At 55.1% G+C, this 21,285-nt stretch carries 19 protein-coding genes; 3 read left to right on the top strand and 16 right to left on the bottom strand.

Features of this window, described 5'->3' with window-relative positions; genetic code table 11:
• Positions 1-90 precede the first annotated feature (90 nt).
• The 4 genes from PW844_RS06310 to PW844_RS06295 all read right to left on the bottom strand — a co-directional run bounded on the left by PW844_RS06310 (position 91) and on the right by PW844_RS06295 (position 4,576).
• Entirely contained in the window at positions 91-1,632 is a 1,542-nt protein-coding gene (locus tag PW844_RS06310; protein WP_299449551.1) for a NosD domain-containing protein, read from the bottom strand.
• A 110-nt stretch (positions 1,633-1,742) separates the two neighbouring features.
• Positions 1,743-2,462 (bottom strand): DUF554 domain-containing protein, encoded by a 720-nt coding sequence (locus PW844_RS06305; protein ID WP_084875667.1) that lies wholly within the window; start codon positions 2,460-2,462, stop codon positions 1,743-1,745.
• Positions 2,459-3,079, bottom strand: a complete 621-nt coding sequence (locus PW844_RS06300; RefSeq protein ID WP_084875669.1) for a UbiX family flavin prenyltransferase — start codon at positions 3,077-3,079, stop codon at positions 2,459-2,461. The genes PW844_RS06305 and PW844_RS06300 overlap by 4 nt, the downstream gene beginning before the upstream one ends.
• Positions 3,080-3,088: 9 nt before the next feature.
• Entirely contained in the window at positions 3,089-4,576 is a 1,488-nt protein-coding gene (locus PW844_RS06295; protein ID WP_299449549.1) for a UbiD family decarboxylase, read from the bottom strand.
• Positions 4,577-4,788: 212 nt separating this feature from the next.
• On the opposite strand from PW844_RS06295, the gene PW844_RS06290 reads away from it, so the two are divergent.
• Entirely contained in the window at positions 4,789-5,676 is an 888-nt protein-coding gene (locus PW844_RS06290) for a LysR substrate-binding domain-containing protein (protein WP_299449548.1), read from the top strand.
• Here the strand turns inward: PW844_RS06290 and PW844_RS06285 are convergent, their stop codons facing one another.
• Together PW844_RS06285 and PW844_RS06280 are read right to left on the bottom strand one after the other, a co-directional pair.
• Complete coding sequence (locus PW844_RS06285; protein WP_299449547.1) at positions 5,677-6,582, bottom strand: pyridoxal-phosphate dependent enzyme; 906 nt, start codon at positions 6,580-6,582, stop codon at positions 5,677-5,679. It lies immediately after the preceding gene.
• A gap of 1 nt (position 6,583) precedes the next feature.
• Complete coding sequence (locus tag PW844_RS06280) at positions 6,584-6,907, bottom strand: RidA family protein (RefSeq protein ID WP_299449546.1); 324 nt, start codon at positions 6,905-6,907, stop codon at positions 6,584-6,586.
• 234 nt (positions 6,908-7,141) lie between these two features.
• On the opposite strand from PW844_RS06280, the gene PW844_RS06275 reads away from it, so the two are divergent.
• A complete protein-coding gene (locus PW844_RS06275; protein WP_299449545.1) occupies positions 7,142-7,816 on the top strand; it encodes a PAS domain-containing protein in 675 nt (224 codons plus the stop codon).
• 65 nt (positions 7,817-7,881) lie between these two features.
• Positions 7,882-8,697, top strand: a complete 816-nt coding sequence (locus PW844_RS06270; protein ID WP_299449544.1) for a lysozyme inhibitor LprI family protein — start codon at positions 7,882-7,884, stop codon at positions 8,695-8,697.
• Positions 8,698-8,706: 9 nt separating this feature from the next.
• Here the strand turns inward: PW844_RS06270 and ybiX are convergent, their stop codons facing one another.
• The 10 genes from ybiX to PW844_RS06220 form a co-directional block, all read right to left on the bottom strand.
• Positions 8,707-9,384 carry a PKHD-type hydroxylase YbiX gene (ybiX, locus tag PW844_RS06265; RefSeq protein WP_299449543.1) on the bottom strand — a complete coding sequence of 226 codons (678 nt, stop codon included), beginning with the start codon at positions 9,382-9,384 and terminating at the stop codon, positions 8,707-8,709.
• An 88-nt stretch (positions 9,385-9,472) separates the two neighbouring features.
• The gene (locus tag PW844_RS06260; protein WP_299449542.1) at positions 9,473-11,752 is read right to left on the bottom strand and encodes a catecholate siderophore receptor Fiu; all 2,280 of its coding nucleotides are present in this window, start codon (positions 11,750-11,752) and stop codon (positions 9,473-9,475) included.
• A gap of 399 nt (positions 11,753-12,151) precedes the next feature.
• A complete protein-coding gene (locus PW844_RS06255) occupies positions 12,152-12,319 on the bottom strand; it encodes a hypothetical protein (protein ID WP_299449541.1) in 168 nt (55 codons plus the stop codon).
• Positions 12,320-12,421: 102 nt separating this feature from the next.
• Positions 12,422-13,744 carry an FAD-binding oxidoreductase gene (locus tag PW844_RS06250; RefSeq protein WP_299449540.1) on the bottom strand — a complete coding sequence of 441 codons (1,323 nt, stop codon included), beginning with the start codon at positions 13,742-13,744 and terminating at the stop codon, positions 12,422-12,424.
• A gap of 8 nt (positions 13,745-13,752) precedes the next feature.
• Positions 13,753-14,637 (bottom strand): ABC transporter permease, encoded by an 885-nt coding sequence (locus PW844_RS06245; RefSeq protein ID WP_299449539.1) that lies wholly within the window; start codon positions 14,635-14,637, stop codon positions 13,753-13,755.
• A gap of 9 nt (positions 14,638-14,646) precedes the next feature.
• Positions 14,647-15,597 (bottom strand): ABC transporter permease, encoded by a 951-nt coding sequence (locus tag PW844_RS06240; protein WP_299449538.1) that lies wholly within the window; start codon positions 15,595-15,597, stop codon positions 14,647-14,649.
• Between the two features lie 53 nt (positions 15,598-15,650).
• Positions 15,651-17,333: a peptide ABC transporter substrate-binding protein gene (locus PW844_RS06235; protein ID WP_299449537.1), complete on the bottom strand. Its 1,683-nt coding sequence runs from the start codon at positions 17,331-17,333 to the stop codon at positions 15,651-15,653.
• Positions 17,334-17,384: 51 nt separating this feature from the next.
• Positions 17,385-18,716, bottom strand: coding sequence for an FAD-binding oxidoreductase (locus tag PW844_RS06230; protein ID WP_299449536.1), 1,332 nt, complete (start codon positions 18,714-18,716; stop codon positions 17,385-17,387).
• A 132-nt stretch (positions 18,717-18,848) separates the two neighbouring features.
• Complete coding sequence (locus tag PW844_RS06225; protein WP_299449535.1) at positions 18,849-19,313, bottom strand: MarR family transcriptional regulator; 465 nt, start codon at positions 19,311-19,313, stop codon at positions 18,849-18,851.
• A 128-nt stretch (positions 19,314-19,441) separates the two neighbouring features.
• On the bottom strand, positions 19,442-21,073 hold the full coding sequence (locus tag PW844_RS06220) for an ABC transporter ATP-binding protein (RefSeq protein WP_299449534.1): 1,632 nt from the start codon (positions 21,071-21,073) through the stop codon (positions 19,442-19,444).
• Between the last annotated feature and the right edge of the window lie 212 nt (positions 21,074-21,285).

The raw sequence follows: 21,285 nt of genomic DNA, 5'->3' as shown, positions 1-21,285 counted from the left end.
CGAATACCGTCTCTTTCCGGTCGGATTATTTTTTTAATTTCAGGTGAATGCTGTCAGGTAATGCGATGTCGAGGCTTATCCAGGAAAGAGTTATTGCATCGGGGCAGGCTTACTTAACGGTGAAGTTGCTCCGTCATTGGTGGTGGCTGTCGAGGTCACATTCGCAACCTGCAAATCAGCGCTTAGCGGGGTCTGATAATGAATGGTGCCATTGCCTTGCGCATTAATTGCCACCATTTCATAACCAAGGAAATGCTCAGCTTCATCCATGGCAGGTTTGCTGTTGGAGAAGAACTCAATACGGTATTCGGTATTTGCTTCACCTTTCACATTACCGTCTACGGTCAGCGTGTTCTGGTTACGGACGACACGGGTAATCGCCGGGGCATGCTGGTCTTTATTCGGCGTCTGTTCACAACCGGCAACGTTGCCATCAATAGCGCAGATTTTTTCCAGTTTGCTGGTGTCATCGCTGATACCACCACCACGATTACCGATAAAGGCCGCGTGTTCCAGACCTGGTACATTAAATACAATCGCTCCGGCATAACCCGGCAGGCAGCTACCACCGGCAAAGCAACGTTTAATTTCTTTACCGTTATCGACCATAATATTTTCAGTGATACGGTTTACGGCTGGTCCGGTAATACGGTTAATACCAAAGCTGCCATCTTTACCTGGCTCCCCCTGCGGACGAACGGAAACTGCCACACGGTTGCCGGTCATAATATTCCCCGCCACCACGTTGCCAGTGCCGCTTAACGTTACCGCTGAAGAAAGATTAGTAAAGGTATTATCGGCGATGTAGTTACGATTACCCCAGTTCAGCTGTACACCGTCAGAATAATTTTCAAAGTGGTTATGAATCACTTCGTTGTCATTACCCCATAACATTTCCAGGCCCTGCGACGGTTCCTGATTATGTACGCTATCCGTGGTGACAAAGTTATCCGCAATCAGATTGAATGAAGCACCACGAGTGGCTTCCATTGCATCGCCGTTGTTAATAAAGGTATTGCGGATAATTTTATTACGTTCGGTGGTGGTTGCCGTGGAGTTGCCTTTACCATCATCGCCGGTCATCATAATACCGGCACCGCCGTGGTTACCGACAATACGGTTATCTTCGATGACGTTATTTTTGGCGCGATTGATCAGAATGCCGATACAGAAATTACGCACCTCTACCCCTTGCAGGGTGACATCATGGGTATCGCGCAGCACCAGGCCCGGCATGGTGGTAGTACGAACATTCGCGCCATACTGGCCGCTAACGGCTCCCGGGCAGGATCGCGGATCGACGCCTTTAATGTAACCCGAACCGTCGATAGCCACATAGCTGCCATTTTTGAGGAAATCGCTGTTAATAATATCCACCGGTCCTTTAATTTCCGGCAGTGGTTTATTGGGTTTAATAATCAGTGGCTGGTTGTTAGTGGAATGTAATTCGATGCGATAATGACCAGGATTTTGATTATTCTTTTCCAGTGCCCAACGCAGCGTACCATTGCTGCCATCGTCAGCTGGAGAAGTAACCTGAAGTACTTCAAGACCCTGTGTTGCGTTATCCGCTGCGTATGATGCCAATGGCAATAGCAAGGCTATTGCGCAAGTAATTTTATTTTTAATCATGATAAATTCCGATCTTGCTTAAGATGCCGGAAAGTGAAGCACCCGTTTCCGGCCCCTGGATTTATAACATTTCCATCCCATTTTTAACGTGTTATTTACCCCTCCCTCTATTAAAAGAAACTGGTCCACAACGAAGAGATCGGCATGGCTAAAACCAGCGCAGGTAACATATTTGCCACCGGGAAGATTTTAATGCCGCAAATACGGAAGCCCGTAGCGAACATTAATACGCCGCCTACCGCTGAGAAATCAGCCTGCATCGCTGGGGTGGTCAGCGGTAAAATAAATACCGCACCATAGGCCAGCAGCAACTGAATAATGAGCTGTGGCACCGCCACCACTGCCACGGCAAAACCCAGTGAAGTGGCAAAGATTGCGGCAGTGAACAGATCAAGGAACGATTTCGCAATCAGGACGCTGGTATCGCCGGTCATGCCTTCGTGCATTGAACCGAATATCCCGGTGCCGCTGGCGCAAAACAGCACGATAATCGCCACATAGCTTTGCAGAAATTGTTCCTGCGATTCCTGATCCTGCGCACCTGAGCTGACAAACATCTCCACCAGCCCGCGCGCCTTACTGCCCAGCTTGCCAATGCCTTTTTCGAGATAACACAACTCACCGAGCAGTGCGCCAAGGATCACCGACAGCACCATTACCGGCATATGGCTGACTTTCACCACCAGCACAATCCCCATACACATCGAGGCGGCGCCGAAGATCAGCGGCATGGAGGTTCTGATACGCTCGGGCAAGCGTGAGCTGAGCAGCGCACCGACAATGCCACCAATCAGTACCGCAGAGCCATTAATATAGGGTCCAATAATCACGATTTATTACTCCTGGTCATTAAAGTCACGTCTTCTCCCCAGCGCGGCAGATCGGCGCAATCCAAATCCATCAGCCCCAGAGCACGTGCAACACTATGCGCAATAATCTCTTCCACACTTTGCGGCCTGGCATACAGCGCAGGCACCGGCGGGAAAACAATCGCGCCGGATTCGGTCGCCTGTTGCATATTGCGGATATGTCCCAGATGGAGCGGAGTTTCCCGCACCATCAGGACCAGCCTGCGCCGCTCTTTTAATACCACATCAGCAGCACGCGTCAGCAGATTGTCGGTCAGGCCGTTGGCGATAGCCGCCAGGGTATGCATCGAACAGGGAGCCACCAGCATGCCGAGGGTGCGGAATGAACCGCTGGCGATCGCCGCCCCTACGGCACGGATGGGATAAACCACATCGGCTAACTCCGCCACATCCTCTGCGCTGAGGTCGGTTTCATGTTCACGATTAAGATGCCCCGCCGGAGAGATCACCAGATGGCTCTCCACATCCAGCTGACGTAAATAGCGCAATGCCTGTACGCCATAAGAAAAACCGGAGGCACCGCTAATGCCCACAATCACCCGAGGTTTACCACTGTTGCGAACTACAGACCCTGACATGCTGCCTCCTTATTTTTTGTTAAAACCTGGGATAAAGCGATTTACATCCACCTCAAGAAATTCGCTGCGATGGAAATTGGCTTTCAGGTGATAAGGCACGGTGCAGTCAAAAATCGTTTTGCAGGCAATACCGTGATCGCGTACCGATGGGCTGTAGGCCGGATCGGAAGACGGATCGAGCGGATGGCAGCGCACGCCGGGGATAAATACGGTATCCACATCACCCTGGTAGCGGGTAGTCATCGCCCAGACGACGTCGTTGATATCGAACACATCCACGTCTTCATCCACCAGCATCACATGTTTCAGTTCGGAGAAGGCGGAGAAAGCCAGCAGAGCCGCCTGGCGCTGACGTCCTTCATCAGCCGGGGTGCGTTTTTTCACCTGCAACACCGCCAGATATTTGCCGGTACCTGGGGTCGGGCAATGCACGGTCTGCACAAAGCCAGGCAGTGCGCGTTCAACCATTTGCAGGATACTGGCTTCGGTCGGGATACCAGCCATATTGGTGTGTTCATCGCTTGGACCGATACAGGTTTGCAGAATCGGGGAACGACGATGGGTGATGGCTTTCACTTTAATCACAGGAACTTCAGCCTGGGCTGCACCGGTATAACCCGGGAATTCAGGCATGGCTTTACCGGAGTTGGTGTTCTGGTCTTCACGCACACGCACGCCTGGCAGCAGTTCACCTTCGATTACCACTTCAGCATTGGCGATGGCACGCGCATTCACGGTCACACATTCGGTCAATTCAACCGCCTGGTTGCGCAGGCTACCGGCGATGGACAGTTCATCGAAGCCCAGAGGCGTTGTCGGCGGCTCAAAGCAGGCACCAATTTCAATCGCTGGATCGACACCGATGCTGATAGAAATCGGCAGCGGTTTACCGGCGGCTTCCGCTTTCTGACGGAAGGTATCCAGATGGCGGCCCGGCACGAAATACATCGAGATTTCGTCTTTGCTCTGCACGCATAAACGGTGAATGGTGACGTCGTGCTCGCCGGTTTCAGGGTCGGCGGCATAACACATACCCAGAGTGAAATACGGACCGGCATCTTCCGGGGTATTGGTCGGCGCAGGCAGAATTTTCAGGATATCGAAATCCGGGTCGCTGGCCAGATGAACCACTTCCTGGCAAGCTGCCTGTTCACGGGGAATGACAATCGGCGCGATCGGGTTAGCCACGGAATCTTTCAACATAAACGCCAGGTTTTCCGGGGTGGTGCCAAACAGGCGCGCCACACGTTTACGTGAAGAAAGCAGGCCAATCAGCACCCGCATATCGTTATAGCCTTTGATTTTGTTGAAAATCATAGCCGGACCGATTTGCGTTGGGCGTTTCACAGTGCCGTGCGCACCAACATAGCGGTAAACCCCGGATAGCTCCGCAATCGGGTCTACCGGTTCATCGGTGTAGATCAATTCATCATCGTACTGGCTTAACACTTCCAGTGCGGAACGCAAATCGGTGACTTTCGTTTGCTTAACAGACATCTCAATGTCCCTCTTAGTCGTGGTAATCGGTGATGCAACGGCGCAGACAAACGCAGGCACACCTTGAGAACAACAGGAGTGAATTCAGTGGCATAGAACCGGCACCTCCCGTCGTTGCCCCCACAGTTTTAGAGGATCGGTGATAAGAGTCCAATAATAATACCGGCGGTTTTGATAAGGAGTTATTATCAGGAAAAATCAGGAGAGAACCGATGGATTACCGGCATTTACACGCATTCGTGGTACTGGCGGAGGAGCTGCATTTTGGCAAGGCGGCACTGCGCCTCAACATCGCCCAACCGGCGTTAAGTCAATACATTAAGGCGCTGGAAAAGGAGCTGGAATTCGAGCTATTCACCCGTGACAGGCGGCATGTAGCACTGACCTTTGAAGGCGAACAGCTGGTGGAAGAAGCGCGCATTGCATCGAGCCACTACGTTAAGTTTCGCGACAATGCCCGCAGCTTACGCCTGGGCTATCGCGGACAAATTAAGCTCGGCTATGTCGGGTCTTCCATCCTCGATCCGGCACTCACGCTGTTAATTAATGGTTATCGTAAGCGGAAACCGGACATCGATATCGTGATTGAAGAACGTAATGTTCACGAACAACTTACACTTTTGTTAACTAATCAAATAGATGTCGCGCTGGTTCGTTCACCGGTGCCACGATATGATCATCTGGCCTATCTCGATCTTGCCACCCGTCCCCTGATTGCGGTGCTGCCGCGCAGCCATGCGCTGGCCTGCCAGCCGCGAATTGCGTTAGCGCAACTGGCTACTGAACCGTTTTTGATGCAGGAAGACCCGCCAGGCGTCGGGCTGGGCTGGTCGGCACTGAACGCCTGCCAGCAGGCAGGATTTGTGCCGCAGAAAATCCAGCCGACCCGTGACGTCTCGGTGGCCATTGGCCTGGTTTCAATGGGGATGGGGGTGACGCTGGTCCCTGAGACCCAGCGTTCGGTGATGATACCGGACGTAGCCTACTGCTTTTTGCAGGATCAGCACGCCACCTCCACGCTGACCATGAGCTGGCAGCAGGAGATAAAAAATAAGGCATTACATGATTTTATCCAGTTTGCCCGCGAGCTGACGCAGTAGTCAGGCATTCAGCAATTGTTCGAGCGACAGCGTTGCACCGCCACACACCACCACCAGCGGGTTGCGGTAAGGCTGCATCACTGCTTTTTGCTGGTATAAACAGGCCAGGCTCGCCCCACAGGCGGGTTCGGTCAGCACCCGATGGTCATCGATAAACAGGCGACAGGCGCGCAATGCCTCTTCATCTGTCACCACTTCGCTGATCACCGGATGCTCCCCGGCAAGTTTTACTGCCTGGTCGCAGACCTTTTTCGCGCCGAGGCTGGTGGCAACCGTGTTGATGCGGTCGATTTCAACCGCATGCCCTGCCCTGATGGCCGCGTGAAACGATGCTGCACCTGCGGTTTCCACCGCAATCACCGGCACATCCGGCAAACCGTTGCGTTGCAAGCCTGTAATGACACCGGATAACAAGCCACCCCCACCCACCGACAACACCACCGCGTCGGGGCGTACACCGGCAGCCACCACCTCATCGACCAGCGTGGCATGTCCCTGCCACAGCAACGGATCATCAAAAGGATGAATAAAGGCATCGGTTGCGCTTAACAACGATTGTGCATACTGGTTCGCTTCCTGCCAGGACACGCCATGGACGATCACCTCGGCCTGTTCCAGCCTGAGCAGTTCTCTGGCGCGGATTGGGGTGGACTCCGGCACGATAACCGTCACCGGGATGCCCAGAGTTCGGCCTGCGTAAGCCACCGCCAGCCCGGCATTACCGCCGGAGGACGAGATAAAACGACGCGCCCCCTGTTGATAATAGCGCTGGCACGCGAGGCCAACGCCTCTGATCTTGAATGAACCCGAGGGTTGCAGCGCGTCCATCTTTAACCAGGCCTGGCTGCCGGTAAGCTGGCTCAAAGGACGGGAATTCAACAATGGCGTGTTGAGGTGTAATGGCATGTTAACTCACCTGTTCTGCTAAGGTTTTTTGGGCGACGGCCTGCACTTCGATTTCTACATCGAGGTCAAAAGCCAGCTTGCTACTGACCACCGAACGGGCCGGATAGCCATGCTGGAACCACTTTGCATATTCCTGATTAAATTCAGCGAAATGCTTCATGTCCGACAACCAGACCGTGACCTTAAAAATACTCTCCAGACTGGATCCCAGCTCCACCAATGTGTACCGGATACTGGCAAGAATATTGGCGGTCTGCGTGGCAATATCGCCGTACAGCGGCTCTGCATGCGCCGTCATCGACACCCGGCCGGAAAGATAAAGCACACCGTTGTTTCTGTCGCCGCCGCAAAAGGAAACGGCAAACTGCTGGCATAATTTTTAATGGCTGGATTCATGATTGCCCCCGCATGGACAGGCTCAATGGATAACCCAAAATAACAACGAAAAGTTTAAATATCAACATTGAGTTGAAAAAGTCGTAGCGGTAATCATGTTTCTATTTCAACAAATTGTTTATACTCGCAGGCAAAATTTGCTCTTACACCATGAGTTTGGCGCATGACAAACGATCACGAAAAATCACGCCTGATACAGCAACTGAGTGCGGTTATGGATGCCTTTGCTTCGATCTCAGGTCATCATGTTGAGGTGGTACTGCACGATCTGACGCAGCCTGAATCCTCCGTGGTAAAAATCATTAATGGTCATGTCTCCGGCAGAAAGCCAGGCAGTTCCCTGCTGGATGGCCCGGAGAATGATCGCGGATTTCTCGGCCTGCTGAACCTGGATACTCTGCCGTCCAGCACTGAACCCACGGTTTTTCCCAATTACCCGACCGCAAGTCTGCAGGGCAGCCCACTGCGCAGTTCAACCGCATTATTTAAAGATGAAAACGGCAAACCCGCACTGGCGCTGTGTTTCAACGCTGACAACCATGCGATAGAGGCGGCGCGCGATGCGCTGGCTATGCTCCTTCCGCAGAGCAGCAGCAAAGATGGGGGCGAGGCCGGGCTGGAAGAAAAGATGGATGAGATCATCCGCAGCTGTATCCCTCCCACCGGGCAGCTCAGAACCGGTACCAGTAAAAAAGAGAAAGTTGAAATCGTCCGGCAGATGCAGAACAAGGGAATGTTTATCGTACGCGGTGGTGTAGAAAAGGCGGCCAAAGTGCTCGGTGTCACCCGTTACACCATTTACAACTACCTGGATGAAATCAAAAAGAAGGGTGCGTAAAGCCTGAAGTAAAGTTTGCCTGCCTGCCGCCGATATAACGGAGAGAATCCATCAATCAGGGAATAATGATGCCTCTCCAGCGAACTATCCTGGCTTCCATGCTGTTACTCGGCGCAGTTTCTCCGGCCATGGCCGCCTCTTTTGACTGCACCCGCGCCAGCACGCCGCAGGAAAAACTGATTTGCCAGAATCCGCAGCTCTCGGCATTGGATGAAACTTTAGCCGCCGCTTATCGCAACAAGATGTCTGGCCTTACCGGTAACGATGCAGCGCAGTTAAAACAATCGCAGCGTGACTGGCTGAAACAACTGCGCAGCCGCGGCACCGATGCCGCCCAATTACAGACGGCATACCAGCAACGCATCGCGGCACTTAACACCGCAGCGGTTTCCCCTATGGCTGAAACCAAAGCACCCGCAGCGGATGCGCCACACGCGCCGGCGAAACCTGCGCCAGAGCAGCCGATCACCACGGCTCATTATGTTTACCAGCCAGGTTCTGTCACACCTGAACCCTACACGCCGCCGCCTAACACGGGTGTGAGCCGCATCATGCCAGAAGGTCGTGTGATTATCCGTACCGGTACCTACCGTTGCGGCTTCAATAATATCCCGGACCCGGCCAACGGTACCGCCTACACCCTGGTTTCTCTCCAGGTGGGAACGGACAGTATCAATATGCTTAATCAGCATTTCTCGCTGGTGCAGATTAAGCATCAGCCTTACGACCACACCCGCAGTGTCCCCTCCTTTATGGTGAAGACGTTCCGCTCGGCCGATAATCAGACCATTATTACCCATCAATTCAATGAATTTCGTCTGCTGTTCATTGGCGTGATCAAGGGCAAAAAGGCCATGACGGAGTGCGAGTTTGAGCACTAACGAGCTGGTTTACACCTCTGTCCAGCCACGCAGCAGGTTATGATACATATTCAGCAGCGACAGCAGCTCCTCGCTGTCGCCGTGGCGCGCTTTCAGGCTCTGAATATTGCGGTCCAGCTCGAATAACATGGCGCGCTGTTTATCATCGCGCACCATCGACTGAACCCACAGGAAGGACGCCACGCGCGCACCGCGCGTCACCGGTGTGACGCAGTGCAGGCTGCTGGAGGGATACAACACCAGATGCCCGGCGGGAAGTTTGACCTTGTGCTGGCCGTAAGTGTCCTCAATCACCAGCTCGCCGCCGTCATAGCTGTCCGGTTCACACAGGAACAGCGTGGCGGAAAGATCGGTACGCATCCAGCCCGCCGCACCGTTGTGACGTACTGCGCCGTCCACATGAAATCCGTAGGTTTCCCCCTGTTCATAGCGATTAAACAACGGTGTGGAAATGGTGCGCGGTAGCGCAGCGGAAAAGAACAGCGGATTGTTGTTCAGTGCCTGCAATACCGCCGCCTGCAACCGATCGTATAAGGGGGTACGGGTATCGATTTGCTGGTTGTTTTTGACCGTCGCCCCCTGGCTGCCGACAGTAACCCGGCCATCGACCCATTCAGCCTGTTGCAGCAGGGAAGTAAAACTGGCGACCTCTTCCGGCGTCAGCACGGCAGGAATGTGATACATCATCGCGTTGTTCTCTCTTAAAAAAGTGAGGCTGGCACATTCCGTAGCGGCGCGATTTATCGCGCGCAGTTAATCGCGCCGCTACAGTCGGTTAGAAATGGACGTTGGCGGTCAACAGGAAAGTCCGCGGCTCACCCGGATGGTAGCGGTAACCACTCTTGTTGATCGAGGCAACATAGTTGGTATCAAAGATGTTGTAGACGTTAAGTTGCAGATCAAGGTTGTTATTCACCTTATAGCCCAGCTTCGCATCGGCCACCCAATACCCCTCGGTATGGTCCGGCGTGCCCACTGCGCCATCACTGCCACGACGCAGGCTGCCGACATAACGCGCACCGGCACCGACTGACAGCGCATCCGTCGCCTGGTAGTTGGTCCACAGGGTAAAGGCATGTTTCGGCGTATAGGCCAGCGCAGAAGAACCGTCCTGGGCTACACTGTCACCTTCAGTCACCGAGGCATGTTGCTGGGTAAACCCGGCGATGATTTGCCAGTCCGGCGTGATGTTACCGGTGGCCGACAACTCATAACCCTCTACACGTTTCTTACCGTATTGCGAATAAGTACCGTCATCATTTTCCGCCACTTCGTTCTCAATATCGGTACGGAATAGCGCCGCGTTCAGCAGCAGACGTTTATCCAGCACTTCCCACTTGGTGCCCACTTCACTGGATTTGGCTTTTTGTGGTTTGAAATCGGTACGATTGGCGCTATTGCCGCTGCCACCGGCCGCCAGTGCAAAGTTGCTGCCACCTGGCGGTTGCTGGGAGATGGCGTAGTTAACATATACGTTGCCGTGTTCAGTCAGACGATACAACGCACCCGCTTTCCAGTTCACCAGGTTACCCGATTTCGCCGTATCCACCGTGGTGACCGGCGTACCGGTTGCCACGCCAGCTGGGCAGGCCAGCGCACCGCGACCGGTGCCGCCACAGGCGGTGGCGCTGTCGTAATCAGTGTGATAGTTGTCGAGGCGAATGCCGCCGTTCAGCTCGAAGTTTTTGGTGATCGCCAGGGTATCGAAGGCGTAGATGCCAAAGGTGTCGGTCTGGCCATTAGCGTTCGCGCCATTACGATCCAATCCCCCCACCGATATGCTGCTGATCGGATGGTAGATATTGACCGCTGGCGCGGTAATCGCATTCACACCATAGTTGGTCTGGTTTTCACGGGTAAACTCCACCCCGGCGCTAACATCATGCCCGACCGAACCGGTATAAAACTTCGAGGTGATATTGGTCTGGTTGGTCAGGATACGGTTGCTGACGTCTTTCAGGTTGGCGTTACGCGTCCAGGTCCAGGTGCCCACATCATTCGGGTCCGGCATGCCAATGGTGCTGCCCATCACTGCCGTCAGCAGATACTCCTGCTTCACCCGCGACCAGCGCGTGGTGTTACGGATGGTGGTGTTATCCGACAGATCATGTTCAAAACGAATCGTGGCGGTATCGGTAGTCGATTTGTCGAAATCCGAATCAGTGCCGTAGTAGTTACTGGTCGCCACCTTACCGGAATTATTCAGCGCGGAGGTTGCGGCGGTTGGTGAGGAGTAACCCGGCAGGCCGATGGTCGGAATGCCGCCATCCGGGGTATTGTTCTGGTGCACATGCAGGTAATTGAGATACAGGCGGGTTGAAGTATCCAGCCCAAACGCCAGCGACGGTGCCACGCCATAACGTTCATTCTGGATATTATCTCGCCCGGCATCGTGGGTTTTTTCTCCCATCAGATTAAGCCGGAAAGCGGCGTTATCGCTGATGGCCTGGTTGTAATCCAGTGTTCCGCGACGCATCCAGGCGCTGCCAACACTGACTGAGGCATCAAGACCGGTATCCAGTCGCGGCTGTTTGCTGATCATATTGATGGAACCAGAGGGTGCGCTGCGACCATAGTCGGTCCCTGACGGGCCTTTGATCACCTCAACCTGCTCGGTGTTGAAGGTATCGCGCGTCACACTACCGATATCACGGATGCCATCAACGTAAATGCTGTTCGAGGTATCGATACCACGCATATACACCGCATCCCCGGTGGACGAGCTGCCGTTTTCTCCGGCATAAAACGCCCCCACACCCGGTACGTTTTTCAGCGCATCGGTGAGGTTATTGACGCCCTGATCCTTAATCACCTGTTCAGGGATCACCGTGATGGTACGTGTGGTATCCACCAGCGGCTGGGTGAATTTCGGATCGGCGGAAACGCCTGGTGAATAGAGCGAAGGGGTCTGCGCTTCCACTACCAGGGTATCGTCGGTTTTTTTGCCGGTATTGTCTGCCGCCAGCGCTGCCGCTGGAGAGATACCGATGCACAGCCCGGTGAACAAGGTCAGCGAGTTAAAGCTGCCAAACGGCAGATTGCGATTTTTATCCATTTTTAAACGTGTGGGTTTGATTGTTGTTATTGATGCGCACATCAGGCCACAGGGGAAATTTCACGCAGGTCTGGCCTGATCCCTTAAACGATAAAAAGAATGGTTATCATTTACTTTCGTATTTTTACACGAGCGCAACGGTAAAGAAAAACATTTCTTTACGCATTTATTACACAATCAATACAGTTGAACGAATCAAGCAGGGTTTGTAAGAATTATTTAAACAATGTGCAGAAATTCGTCAGATTGGGCGCATAAAAAAAGCGCGATAAATCGCGCCGTTACACCAATACCTGCACCTACCGGGCTGACCTGGATAAAATGCCGGTGATCTACTGATTACCCGTCACAGCGCACAGCTCATTCCAGTAGCTGTAGCGCATCACCAGATGGAATCGTTCATCTTTCATAGTAACGATACACCGAGGGATGGAATTCAATGCCATACAGCTGGCTGATGGGGATGAGCAGCTCAATATGTTTCGCGACATCGATGTCACGCTGTTGCGGCACCGCGTTCTGCGGCTGATTGAAACGATTAAACCACTGCTGTAGTAACTTTTTCATCGGCTGTTCTCCAGAAATGATTGACCATGTCAGTAAAGCGCACCCCGGCTTATAACCAAAACAATTAGTTCTGCGCTTCATTGCCGCAAATTGCATATAACATCAGGCATGAGGTGGCAGCGCGGCACCTTCCATGCGGCAGCGCAACCAATCCCGTGCACGGTAATAACGCAGCGTCAGTTGTGGGCCAAAGCCCATCCAGAACGGGGCTTTATGCAGCGGTTCAATTTTCAGCGCCAGCTCACTCTCCGGCACCTCCAGCGCCCATTCGGCCAGAATACCGCCCAGCATACTGCCAGTGGGCACGCCTCGCCCGGAAAGGCCGGTCAGCGCCACCACACCGGGTGCCAGCTGATACAGCCGCGGGATAGTGCGCTGCTGCATATCCAGCTCGCCATACCAGAAATATTCCCAGCGTAACGGCTGGTCGATAGCCGGATGCAGCCAGCGCAGTCGGTCACTCATCACCTGATGGGTATAGTTCATCTCACGCCCGCGCCGCCCCATCGGAAACATCGAGGCAACAATACGCCCCTGCTGGTTGTATTTATAAACGTAGATATCACCGCGTCCGTCATGGAGGGTGGTATTCAGGGGCAGTACATGGCGGCGCAACGCCTCATCCAGCGGCTGGGTTGCCGCCACAAACACCCGCATGATACGAAAACTTTGTGCCAGCTGCGGCCACCCCGCAACGGTGTAAGCGCCGGTGGCGAAAATCACTTTATCTGCCAGCACGGCACCCTGCGGCGTCATCACCTGCCATTTTGTACCCTGTTTTTTCACCTCACTGACCGGCGATTCACAATAGATCTCGCCGCTCTCCTGCACCACCGCACGCGCCAGGCCGCGTGCATAGCCCAACGGATTGAGGTGCCCCCCTTCATGATGAAACCAGCCACCATAAAAGCGCGGGCTGCCACTGATGCGTTCCGCCTGCGCGGCATCTACCGCTTCAGTATGCGCCCCCACCGCGTTGTACTGACGGGCTTTCTCTTCGACAAGTTTCATGGCTCCGGGCCGTGCCGCTGCCTGCAGATAACCGTTTTGCTGCCATTCGCAGTCAATCTGGTAATCACGAATCATCGCGCTGACCTGATGATTCGCCTGGGTCTGACGCGTAATCAATCGTTCCGCCCAGGGTTCACCTAACAAGCGTCGCAGTTCCGGCAGGGAAAAATGGGTGAAGGTGGGTGTACAGTGACCAGCGTTGCGTCCTGAGCCACCAAAACCCGCCTGCTGTGCCTCCAGCAGAATGACTTTTACCCCCTGCTTTGCCAGCGTCAGCGCCGTGGTCAGGCCGGTATAACCGCCGCCCACCACACAGACATCGGCCTGGCGCTCGCCCTGCAACGGGGGCAATGGCGGCGCGGTAGCCGCAGTAGCAAACCACAGCGAATCTTCAAACGGGGAGAACCGGGCCATGAGTCACCTCACTCTTTCTCGCTGCGGGCGTCCAGCGCATCGCGCAGCCCATCGCCAATAAAGTTAAAGCAGGTTACCGCCAGAGTAATGGCGATGCCCGGCACCAGTGCCAGCCAGGGCGCGCGAATCAGGTACTGCTGTGCACCGTTGAGCATGTTGCCCCAGCTCGGAAGCGGTGGCTGAATGCCATAGCCGAGAAAGCTGATATAGGCTTCCAGCAGGATGGCGCGTGCCACCGTCAGCGTCGCGGCGACAATAATCGGCCCGACCACGTTGGGTAGCAGCTCACGGAACATAATCCAGCGCCCGGACAGACCCAGCATGCGCGCCGCCAGAATATATTCACGTTCACGCAGCGAACGTACTTCCGCCTCAACAATGCGTGCCACTTCCATCCAGCTGGTCACCGCGATAATCACGGTAATCATCGCCGGATCCGGTTTAATAAACGCCGCCAGCGCCAGCAGCAAAAACACGCTGGGAAAAGCGAGAAACGCATCGACGACGCGCATCAGCAGCGCGCCAACACGTCCGCCGTAATAGCCAGCCACAATCCCCACCAGCGTGCCCAGCATGATACTGAGCAACATGGCAAAGAAACCCACCAGCAGCGAAATACGCCCGGCCATCAACAGTCGCGCCAGCAAATCACGCCCGAGTGGATCGGTGCCCAGCCAGTGCCAGCCGGTAAGCGGCGGCGCAAAACGCGCGCGCAGGTCGATATGGAGATCGTCAAACGGCAGCAATGCGGGGCCGAATGCGCAGGCCAGTGCCATCAGGATAATCAGCAGCAGACTGGTGCAGGCCAGCCGGTGACGCAAAAAGCGTTGCAGCGTACGGTTGCCTCGCCAGCGTGACGTGGCGACCGGTGGCGTAATCACGGAAGATGCCATCTTGCCTCCTTAAGCGGGACGAATACGCGGATCGACCAGCGCGGTGATCACATCCGCCAGCAGATTGCCAATCAGCACCAGAATGGCCGAACACATCAGCAACCCCATCACCACCGGGTAATCGCTGTAGCCGAGGCTGTCGAGGAACAGACGCCCCATGCCCGGCCAGGTGAACACCGTCTCCGCCACCAGCGCGCCACCGAGAATGGTCGGCAGTTGCATGCCCGCGAGGGTAATCATCGGCAGCAGCGCATTGCCCACCACATGCTTCATCAGCACGCGACGTGGGGAAACACCTTTCGCACGCGCGGTTTTGATGAAATCCTGGTTGATTACCTCCAGCGTGGCGGTGCGCATGTAGCGGCTCCAGATCGCCACATCGACAAAAGTCAGCACCAGCACCGGCAGAATCAGATGGCGCAACACATCCAGCAGCGAACCGTCCCCCACGGTGTACATATTTCCGGCGGGCAGCCATTGCAGCTTCAGTGCAAAGAAATAAATCGCCACCAGGCCGAACCAGAAGGTGGGAATCGACAGCGCCACCATCGCCCCCATGGTCGCCATGCGATCAAACAGGCTGTCACGTTTGATGGCGCTCTGAATGCCAATCCACACGCCAATAGCGATGGAAAACACCATTGAGGTGCACATCAGCAACAAAGTGGCAGGCAGATGCGAAAAGATGATGCTGAGTACCGGCTGACCATCACGGTAAGATCGCCCCCAGTCCCCACGCAGCAAATGGCTGAGCCAGTCAAAATATTGCACCGGCAAAGGCCGGTTCAGTCCCATCTGGGTGGCGATGCGTTGCATCGCTTCCTGGGTCATCCCCGGCGTTAAGGCATATTGCGACAGTGGCCCACCGGGTGCCAGGTTCAGTGCGGCAAAGCCGATGATCGACACCAGCAACAGCAAAATGATGCTTTGGCCAACACGTCGTAGCAAAAATGCGCCCATGGCTCTCCTCCCCGGCGTGACGCGCGATCACGTCACGCGATCTGTGAATGGACTCAGGCTTTTTTGTTCCAGTACCAGGTGTTGACGTTCCAGCTATCGATGCGCACGTTGATGTTGGGAATGATATTTTCCGCACCCTGCTTGTGACCGCGCACATTGGCGAAACTGAACAACGTCAGGAACGGCAGGTCTTTGCGCACCAGCGCCTGGATTTGCAGATAAGCCGCCTTACGCTGCTCGGGGGCAAATTCGGCACTGCCCTGCGCCAGCAGCTTGTCCACCCCGGGATTTTTGTACTGGAATACGTTCTGCCCCGCCCCACCCAGGGCCGGAATGGCATCGGAACGCATGTAGGTGGCGGTGTCGGGATCGGAGCCAGTGAGGTAATTCAGACCAACAATGGCGCTATCAAATTTCGACAGCATCCAGTAATCGCCCCACATCACCGCAGGCGGCAGGTTGGAGATCTTCATCTCGACGCCAATTTCCTGGAAGCTTTGCTGCATAAACTGCTGCATTTGTTCGCGCAGATGGTTCCCGGCGGTGGTGGAGTTAGTGAACGACAGTTTGACGCCATTCTTCTCGCGTATCCCGCCCGCACCGGGCTTCCAGCCTGCCTTATCCAGCAGCGCTTTGGCTTTATCGAGACTGAATTCATGGGCCGGTAAGTCGGCGTTAAAATATGACGACTGACGCGGCATATAGGTTTCGGTCGGCTTCGGCAGGCCGTAATACAACGCATCGATAATGGTTTGTTTATCAATGGCGTAATACAGGGCTTCACGCACGGCGGGGTCCTGGAACTGTGGACGCGCCAGATTAAAGGCAAAGTTCTCAATGGTGGCGCTCTGGAACACGTCCACCACTTTACCCGGCAGCTTTTTCGCCTCGTCGTAATGATCCGCCGAGATCCACTGCAACCCGGCAATGTCGATATCGCCGGAGACAAACTGGGTGTACATCACGTTGAGATCCGGGATGTATTTATAAATCAGCCGGTCGAGTTTCGGGCCGTCGCCAAAGTAATCTTTGTTGGCCGTCAGTTCAATATGGTCGCCCGGCACCCGCTGCTGCCATTTGAACGGCCCGGTGCCCACCGGCGCGCTGTTGAACGGCGCGGTGTTTTTGTCCTGCACGTTGGCAAAGCCATGCTTCGGCACAATAAAGGTGGCGGCAAGAATCGAGGTGTAAGGCGAATAGGGTTTTTCCATGCGCCATTTGATTTCGGTCGGCGAGACGATAGTAATGTCGCGCACCAGCTCATGACCGGAACGGCTCCAGCTGCGGAAATTCGGATCTACCAGCAGTTCCAGGGTGAATTTCACATCTTCGGCAGTGAACGGCTGACCATCGTGCCACTTCACCCCTTCGCGCAGTTTGAGATGGAAATTGAGACCATCGGCGGAGATACCGCCGTTCGCCTGCGTCGGCACTTCTGTCGCCAGGGATGGGGTGAAATTGCCTTTCTCATCAATGCCAAACAGCGGATCGAACAAGCTGAAATGCAGGCCGTCGTCTACCTCGATATGGGGCATCAGCGGGTTAAACACCGTCGGTTCCTGGGAGAACCCCACCACCATCTGTCCACCACTTCCCGCTGCCCCGGTCATTGCGGCACGCGCCACGTTGCTGCCGAACAGCCCCGGCAATGCCATCACTGCGGTGCCGGAGGCCAGATAAACCAGGGCCTGCCGACGGGAAATTTTTGGCAGGGAATCTGTAAACTTATCGCTCATTGTTATTCCTCAGGTGAACAGAAACACAACGCCGCGCTGCGGCAATAAGAGTTAGTAGCCGGTCATAATTTCGATCTTTGAACCATCTGTGAAACGGGAGAAACGGAAAGCGTTGGGGTCCACTACCGGCGTGCGGTTGAGTACCAGGTCAGCGGTGAGGCGTCCGGCTCCGGGTCCGATACCAAAGCCATGGCCGGAAAAACCGGTGGCCATCACCAGGCCGGGATAACGCTCGATATGGGAAATTACCGGGATGGCATCCGGCAGCACATCAATGCAGCCTGCCCAGCGCTGCGCGACTTTCAGCCCGGCCAGTGCAGGCAGTTGCTGTTTCAGTTGCTCCAGTACCTTGTCAGTGAGTTTTCTTGACGGCGGCAGATCGAGTACGCGGCAATATTCAAACGGGCTGGGTTCATCCAGATGCCAGTGACGTGGCATGCGCCACTCGTCATAAAATCGTCCGGTGAGACGCAGGCGTAATGATCCCCATTCATGGCGCAGTGCCGGCAGGAAATTGCGGGCAAAACGAAAAGTGTCGGGCACGAAATCCACTTCGCTTTCATGCCCGGAGGCGATGGTGTAGCCACCATCCTGACGTTTACGAATAGCAAAATCGCGCGCCCAGAACGCCGCTTCCGGCCCTCCCGCCAGCGGCTCGGTGCGTACCACGCTGTTCAGCACCTTGAGCTGTGGCAGGCGCAGACCAAAGCGCTGCGCCATCAGCCCTGACCAGGCACCTCCGGCCAGCACCACGCTCTGGCAGGCAATCGCACCGCGTTCCGTCATCACGCCAGAAATACGCCCACCGCTGGTTTCGATACCGCGCACCGCGCATTCCGTCAGAATATGCGCACCGTGGCGGCGTGCCGCCTCGGCAATCGCCGGAGCCGCTTTCTGCGGTTCAGCACGCCCATCATCCGGGGTATAGAGCGCACCCACACCCTGAATTTTGTGGCCGGGGAACAGTTTCTCCACCCCGTCGCGATCCAGCATTTCAGCACGAAAGCCGGTGCCTGCCATATGCCGCGACCAGCTTTGCAGCTCGCTGAATTCCTGGTCAGTGGCGCAGTTAAAGGTGATGCCAGCACGCTGATAACCGGTGTCCGCCTGCACCCGCTGATCCAGTTGCTGCCAGATACGCAGTGATTCGGCCATCAGCGGGACTTCACGCGGGTCGCGGCGCGCCAGCCGCACCCAGCCCCAGTTGCGACTGGATTGCTCCTGACCAATGCCGCCTTTTTCGCATAACGCGACGCTGACGCCCTGTTCGGCAATTTCCAGCGCGGTGGCGCAACCAATAATGCCGCCGCCAATCACCACCACATCGACTTTCTCCGGCAATGTCACATCGCCGTGAACCGGCACAACAAACGGACCAGGCATAATAATTCCCGCAGTTTTGTCATCATTATTTCAGTCTGCCATCAGACGCCATCAGAGATATTTCGAAAACAGTTCGCCGTGCAGGTGAAATTAATTTCTCACCCACAGAAATATGCTGCTTTTATTCATGCATTACGGCTGTAAGACTTTTTTTAATAAACGGATGACGGTGTGTTTTTCTCTGGCCGTCAACCGCTGAAAAAAACGATCTTCCTGCTGTTGCGTCAGTTCGCGCACGCGCTGCGCCAGAGCCTTACCGTGATCGGTAAGAAACAGCGCCTGTGAACGGTTATCGCTGTGGTCGGCCTCGCGCGTCAGCAACTGTTGTTGCTCCATCTGCTCCAGCAGACGTGCCATGGCCGAACGGTCACGCTGGATCACATCGGCAATCACCGAAGGCCGGATACCGGGGTGGCGATCCACCACCAGCAGCGTGCTGATTTTGCCGGTGCCGCGCGCCACTTCGAGTCCAGCCAGTTGCTGGTCAAGGTCACGCGACACGGCGATGTTGATGCTACGAATGTAAAAACTCAGCATATTGCCAAGCGGTCCCAAATCCACGTCAACGGCTTGTTGCGGAACAGCTGGTTTTATCATTCTGCGCTCCACATTACTGAAAAAAAACGTCTCAGAAGAAGGGATTAAGGCAGTCAAAACTTTAATCAAGTATTGGCGAGATAGTGGACAATGACAACGACTTTTGTCATAGCTTTTTCCAATTTAACTTAAGACACCACCCGCTCTTCCGCATGGCCAGGAATGGCGCTAACCAGTTGTTGTGTATAACGATGCTGCGGCTGGCGAAACACCGCCTGCGGCGTGCCCTGCTCGACAATTTCTCCTTTAAACAGCACCGCGATACGGTCACAAATCTGGCTGGCGACACGCAGATCGTGGGTAATAAAAATCATCGCCACCTGGGTTTGCTGCTGAATGCTACGCAGCAATTCCAGTACCTGGGCCTGAATCGACACGTCCAGTGCGGAGACCGATTCATCCGCCACCAGCAGCACCGGGTCGAACATTAACGCGCGCGCGATGCCAATGCGCTGGCGCTGACCACCGGAAAACTCATGCGGGAAACGCTGCCAGGCACTGGCATCCAGGCCCACCCGTTGCAGCAGCTGTTTGGCTTTACGCTCCACTTCCGGCGGCGTCATGCCGCCCAGCGCCAGCGGACCGGCCGAGAGGATGGTGCCGATGGTGTGGCGCGGGTTAAGTGAAGCAAAGGGGTCCTGGAATATCATCTGGATATAACGCCGCAGCGGACGGAAATCCGCTTCTTTCATCGGCAGGATATCGCGCCCGTCAAACAGGATTTCCCCGCTATCCGCCGCCAGCAACTTCAGCAACACCCGGCCTAGCGAGGATTTGCCGGAACCCGACTCGCCGACAATACCCAGCGTTTCGCCCTTGTTCAGGCTGAAGCTGACGTTGTTTAACGCCTTCACCTCACGGCTGCGGCTCAGCCAGCCACCGTCGCTGCGATAGGTTTTCACCAGGTTATTGACCTGCAATACCGTTGGCGTGTCACGCACATCTTTGTCACCGGCATGCATACGTGGCACGGCGGCAATCAACTTCTGCGAATAGGGATGTCGGGGCGCACTTAACACCTGCTGTGCCGGGCCAGACTCCACCATATGGCCTTTTTCCATCACGATGACCCGGTCAGCGATCTCCTCCACCACACCAAAATCGTGGGTGATAAACATCACGCTCATCGCCTTGCGCTGTTGCAGGCCACGGATAAGTTGCAGGATTTGCGCCTGGGTGGTGACGTCCAGCGCAGTGGTGGGTTCATCGGCAATCAGAATATCGGGGTCGAGCGCCAGCGCCATGGCAATCATCACGCGCTGACGCTGCCCGCCGGACAGGCGAAACGGGTGCTGATGCTGGATTTTATCCGGTTCCGGCAACCCGACTTCTTCCAGCAGCGCCAGTACTTTTTGCTGGCGTGACGCGGGGGTGCCGACGTTGTGCGCCAGCATCACCTCGGCGATCTGCTCACCAATGGTCATCAGCGGATTGAGCGCCGACAACGGGTCCTGAAAGATGATGGCGATTGTCTTGCCCTGCAACTGACGCAGCTGATCGGCGCTGTGCTGCAACAGGTTGTTACCGCGCAACAGAATCTCTCCGCCCTGCACGCGCAGCGCCTTCGGCAGCAACCCCATCGCCGCATGGGCGGTGACGGATTTACCTGAACCGGATTCGCCAATGATGCAAAGAATTTCCCCGGGCCAGAGATCAAAACTGAGGTTTTCCACCGCAAAACGGCGGTCCATGCCGGCAGGTAACGCCACAGAAAGCTGGCGCACAGAAAATAACGGGGCGATGTTGTCAGGGTTTTCCATATTGACGCTCCTGGTTGCACTGAAAAATAGTTTTTCGGTATCGAAGCCAGCGGTTAATTAACGGAATTGACCAGCAGATGAATTTAATTTTTTAGTTAAGCAGGGAAAATGGCACAGATTAGCGGCGGGGAAATAATAGTTTTTACTTATTTCGCATTTGACTTATCCGCGCGATAAATCGCGCCGCTACAATTCATTGCACATACCGTAGC

Origin of the sequence: Pantoea sp., assembly GCF_028283705.1 — a bacterium.
Lineage (GTDB): Bacteria > Pseudomonadota > Gammaproteobacteria > Enterobacterales > Enterobacteriaceae > Pantoea.
The sequence above is the reverse complement of the archived record's forward strand: the minus strand, read 5'-3'. Positions and strand labels throughout refer to the sequence as shown.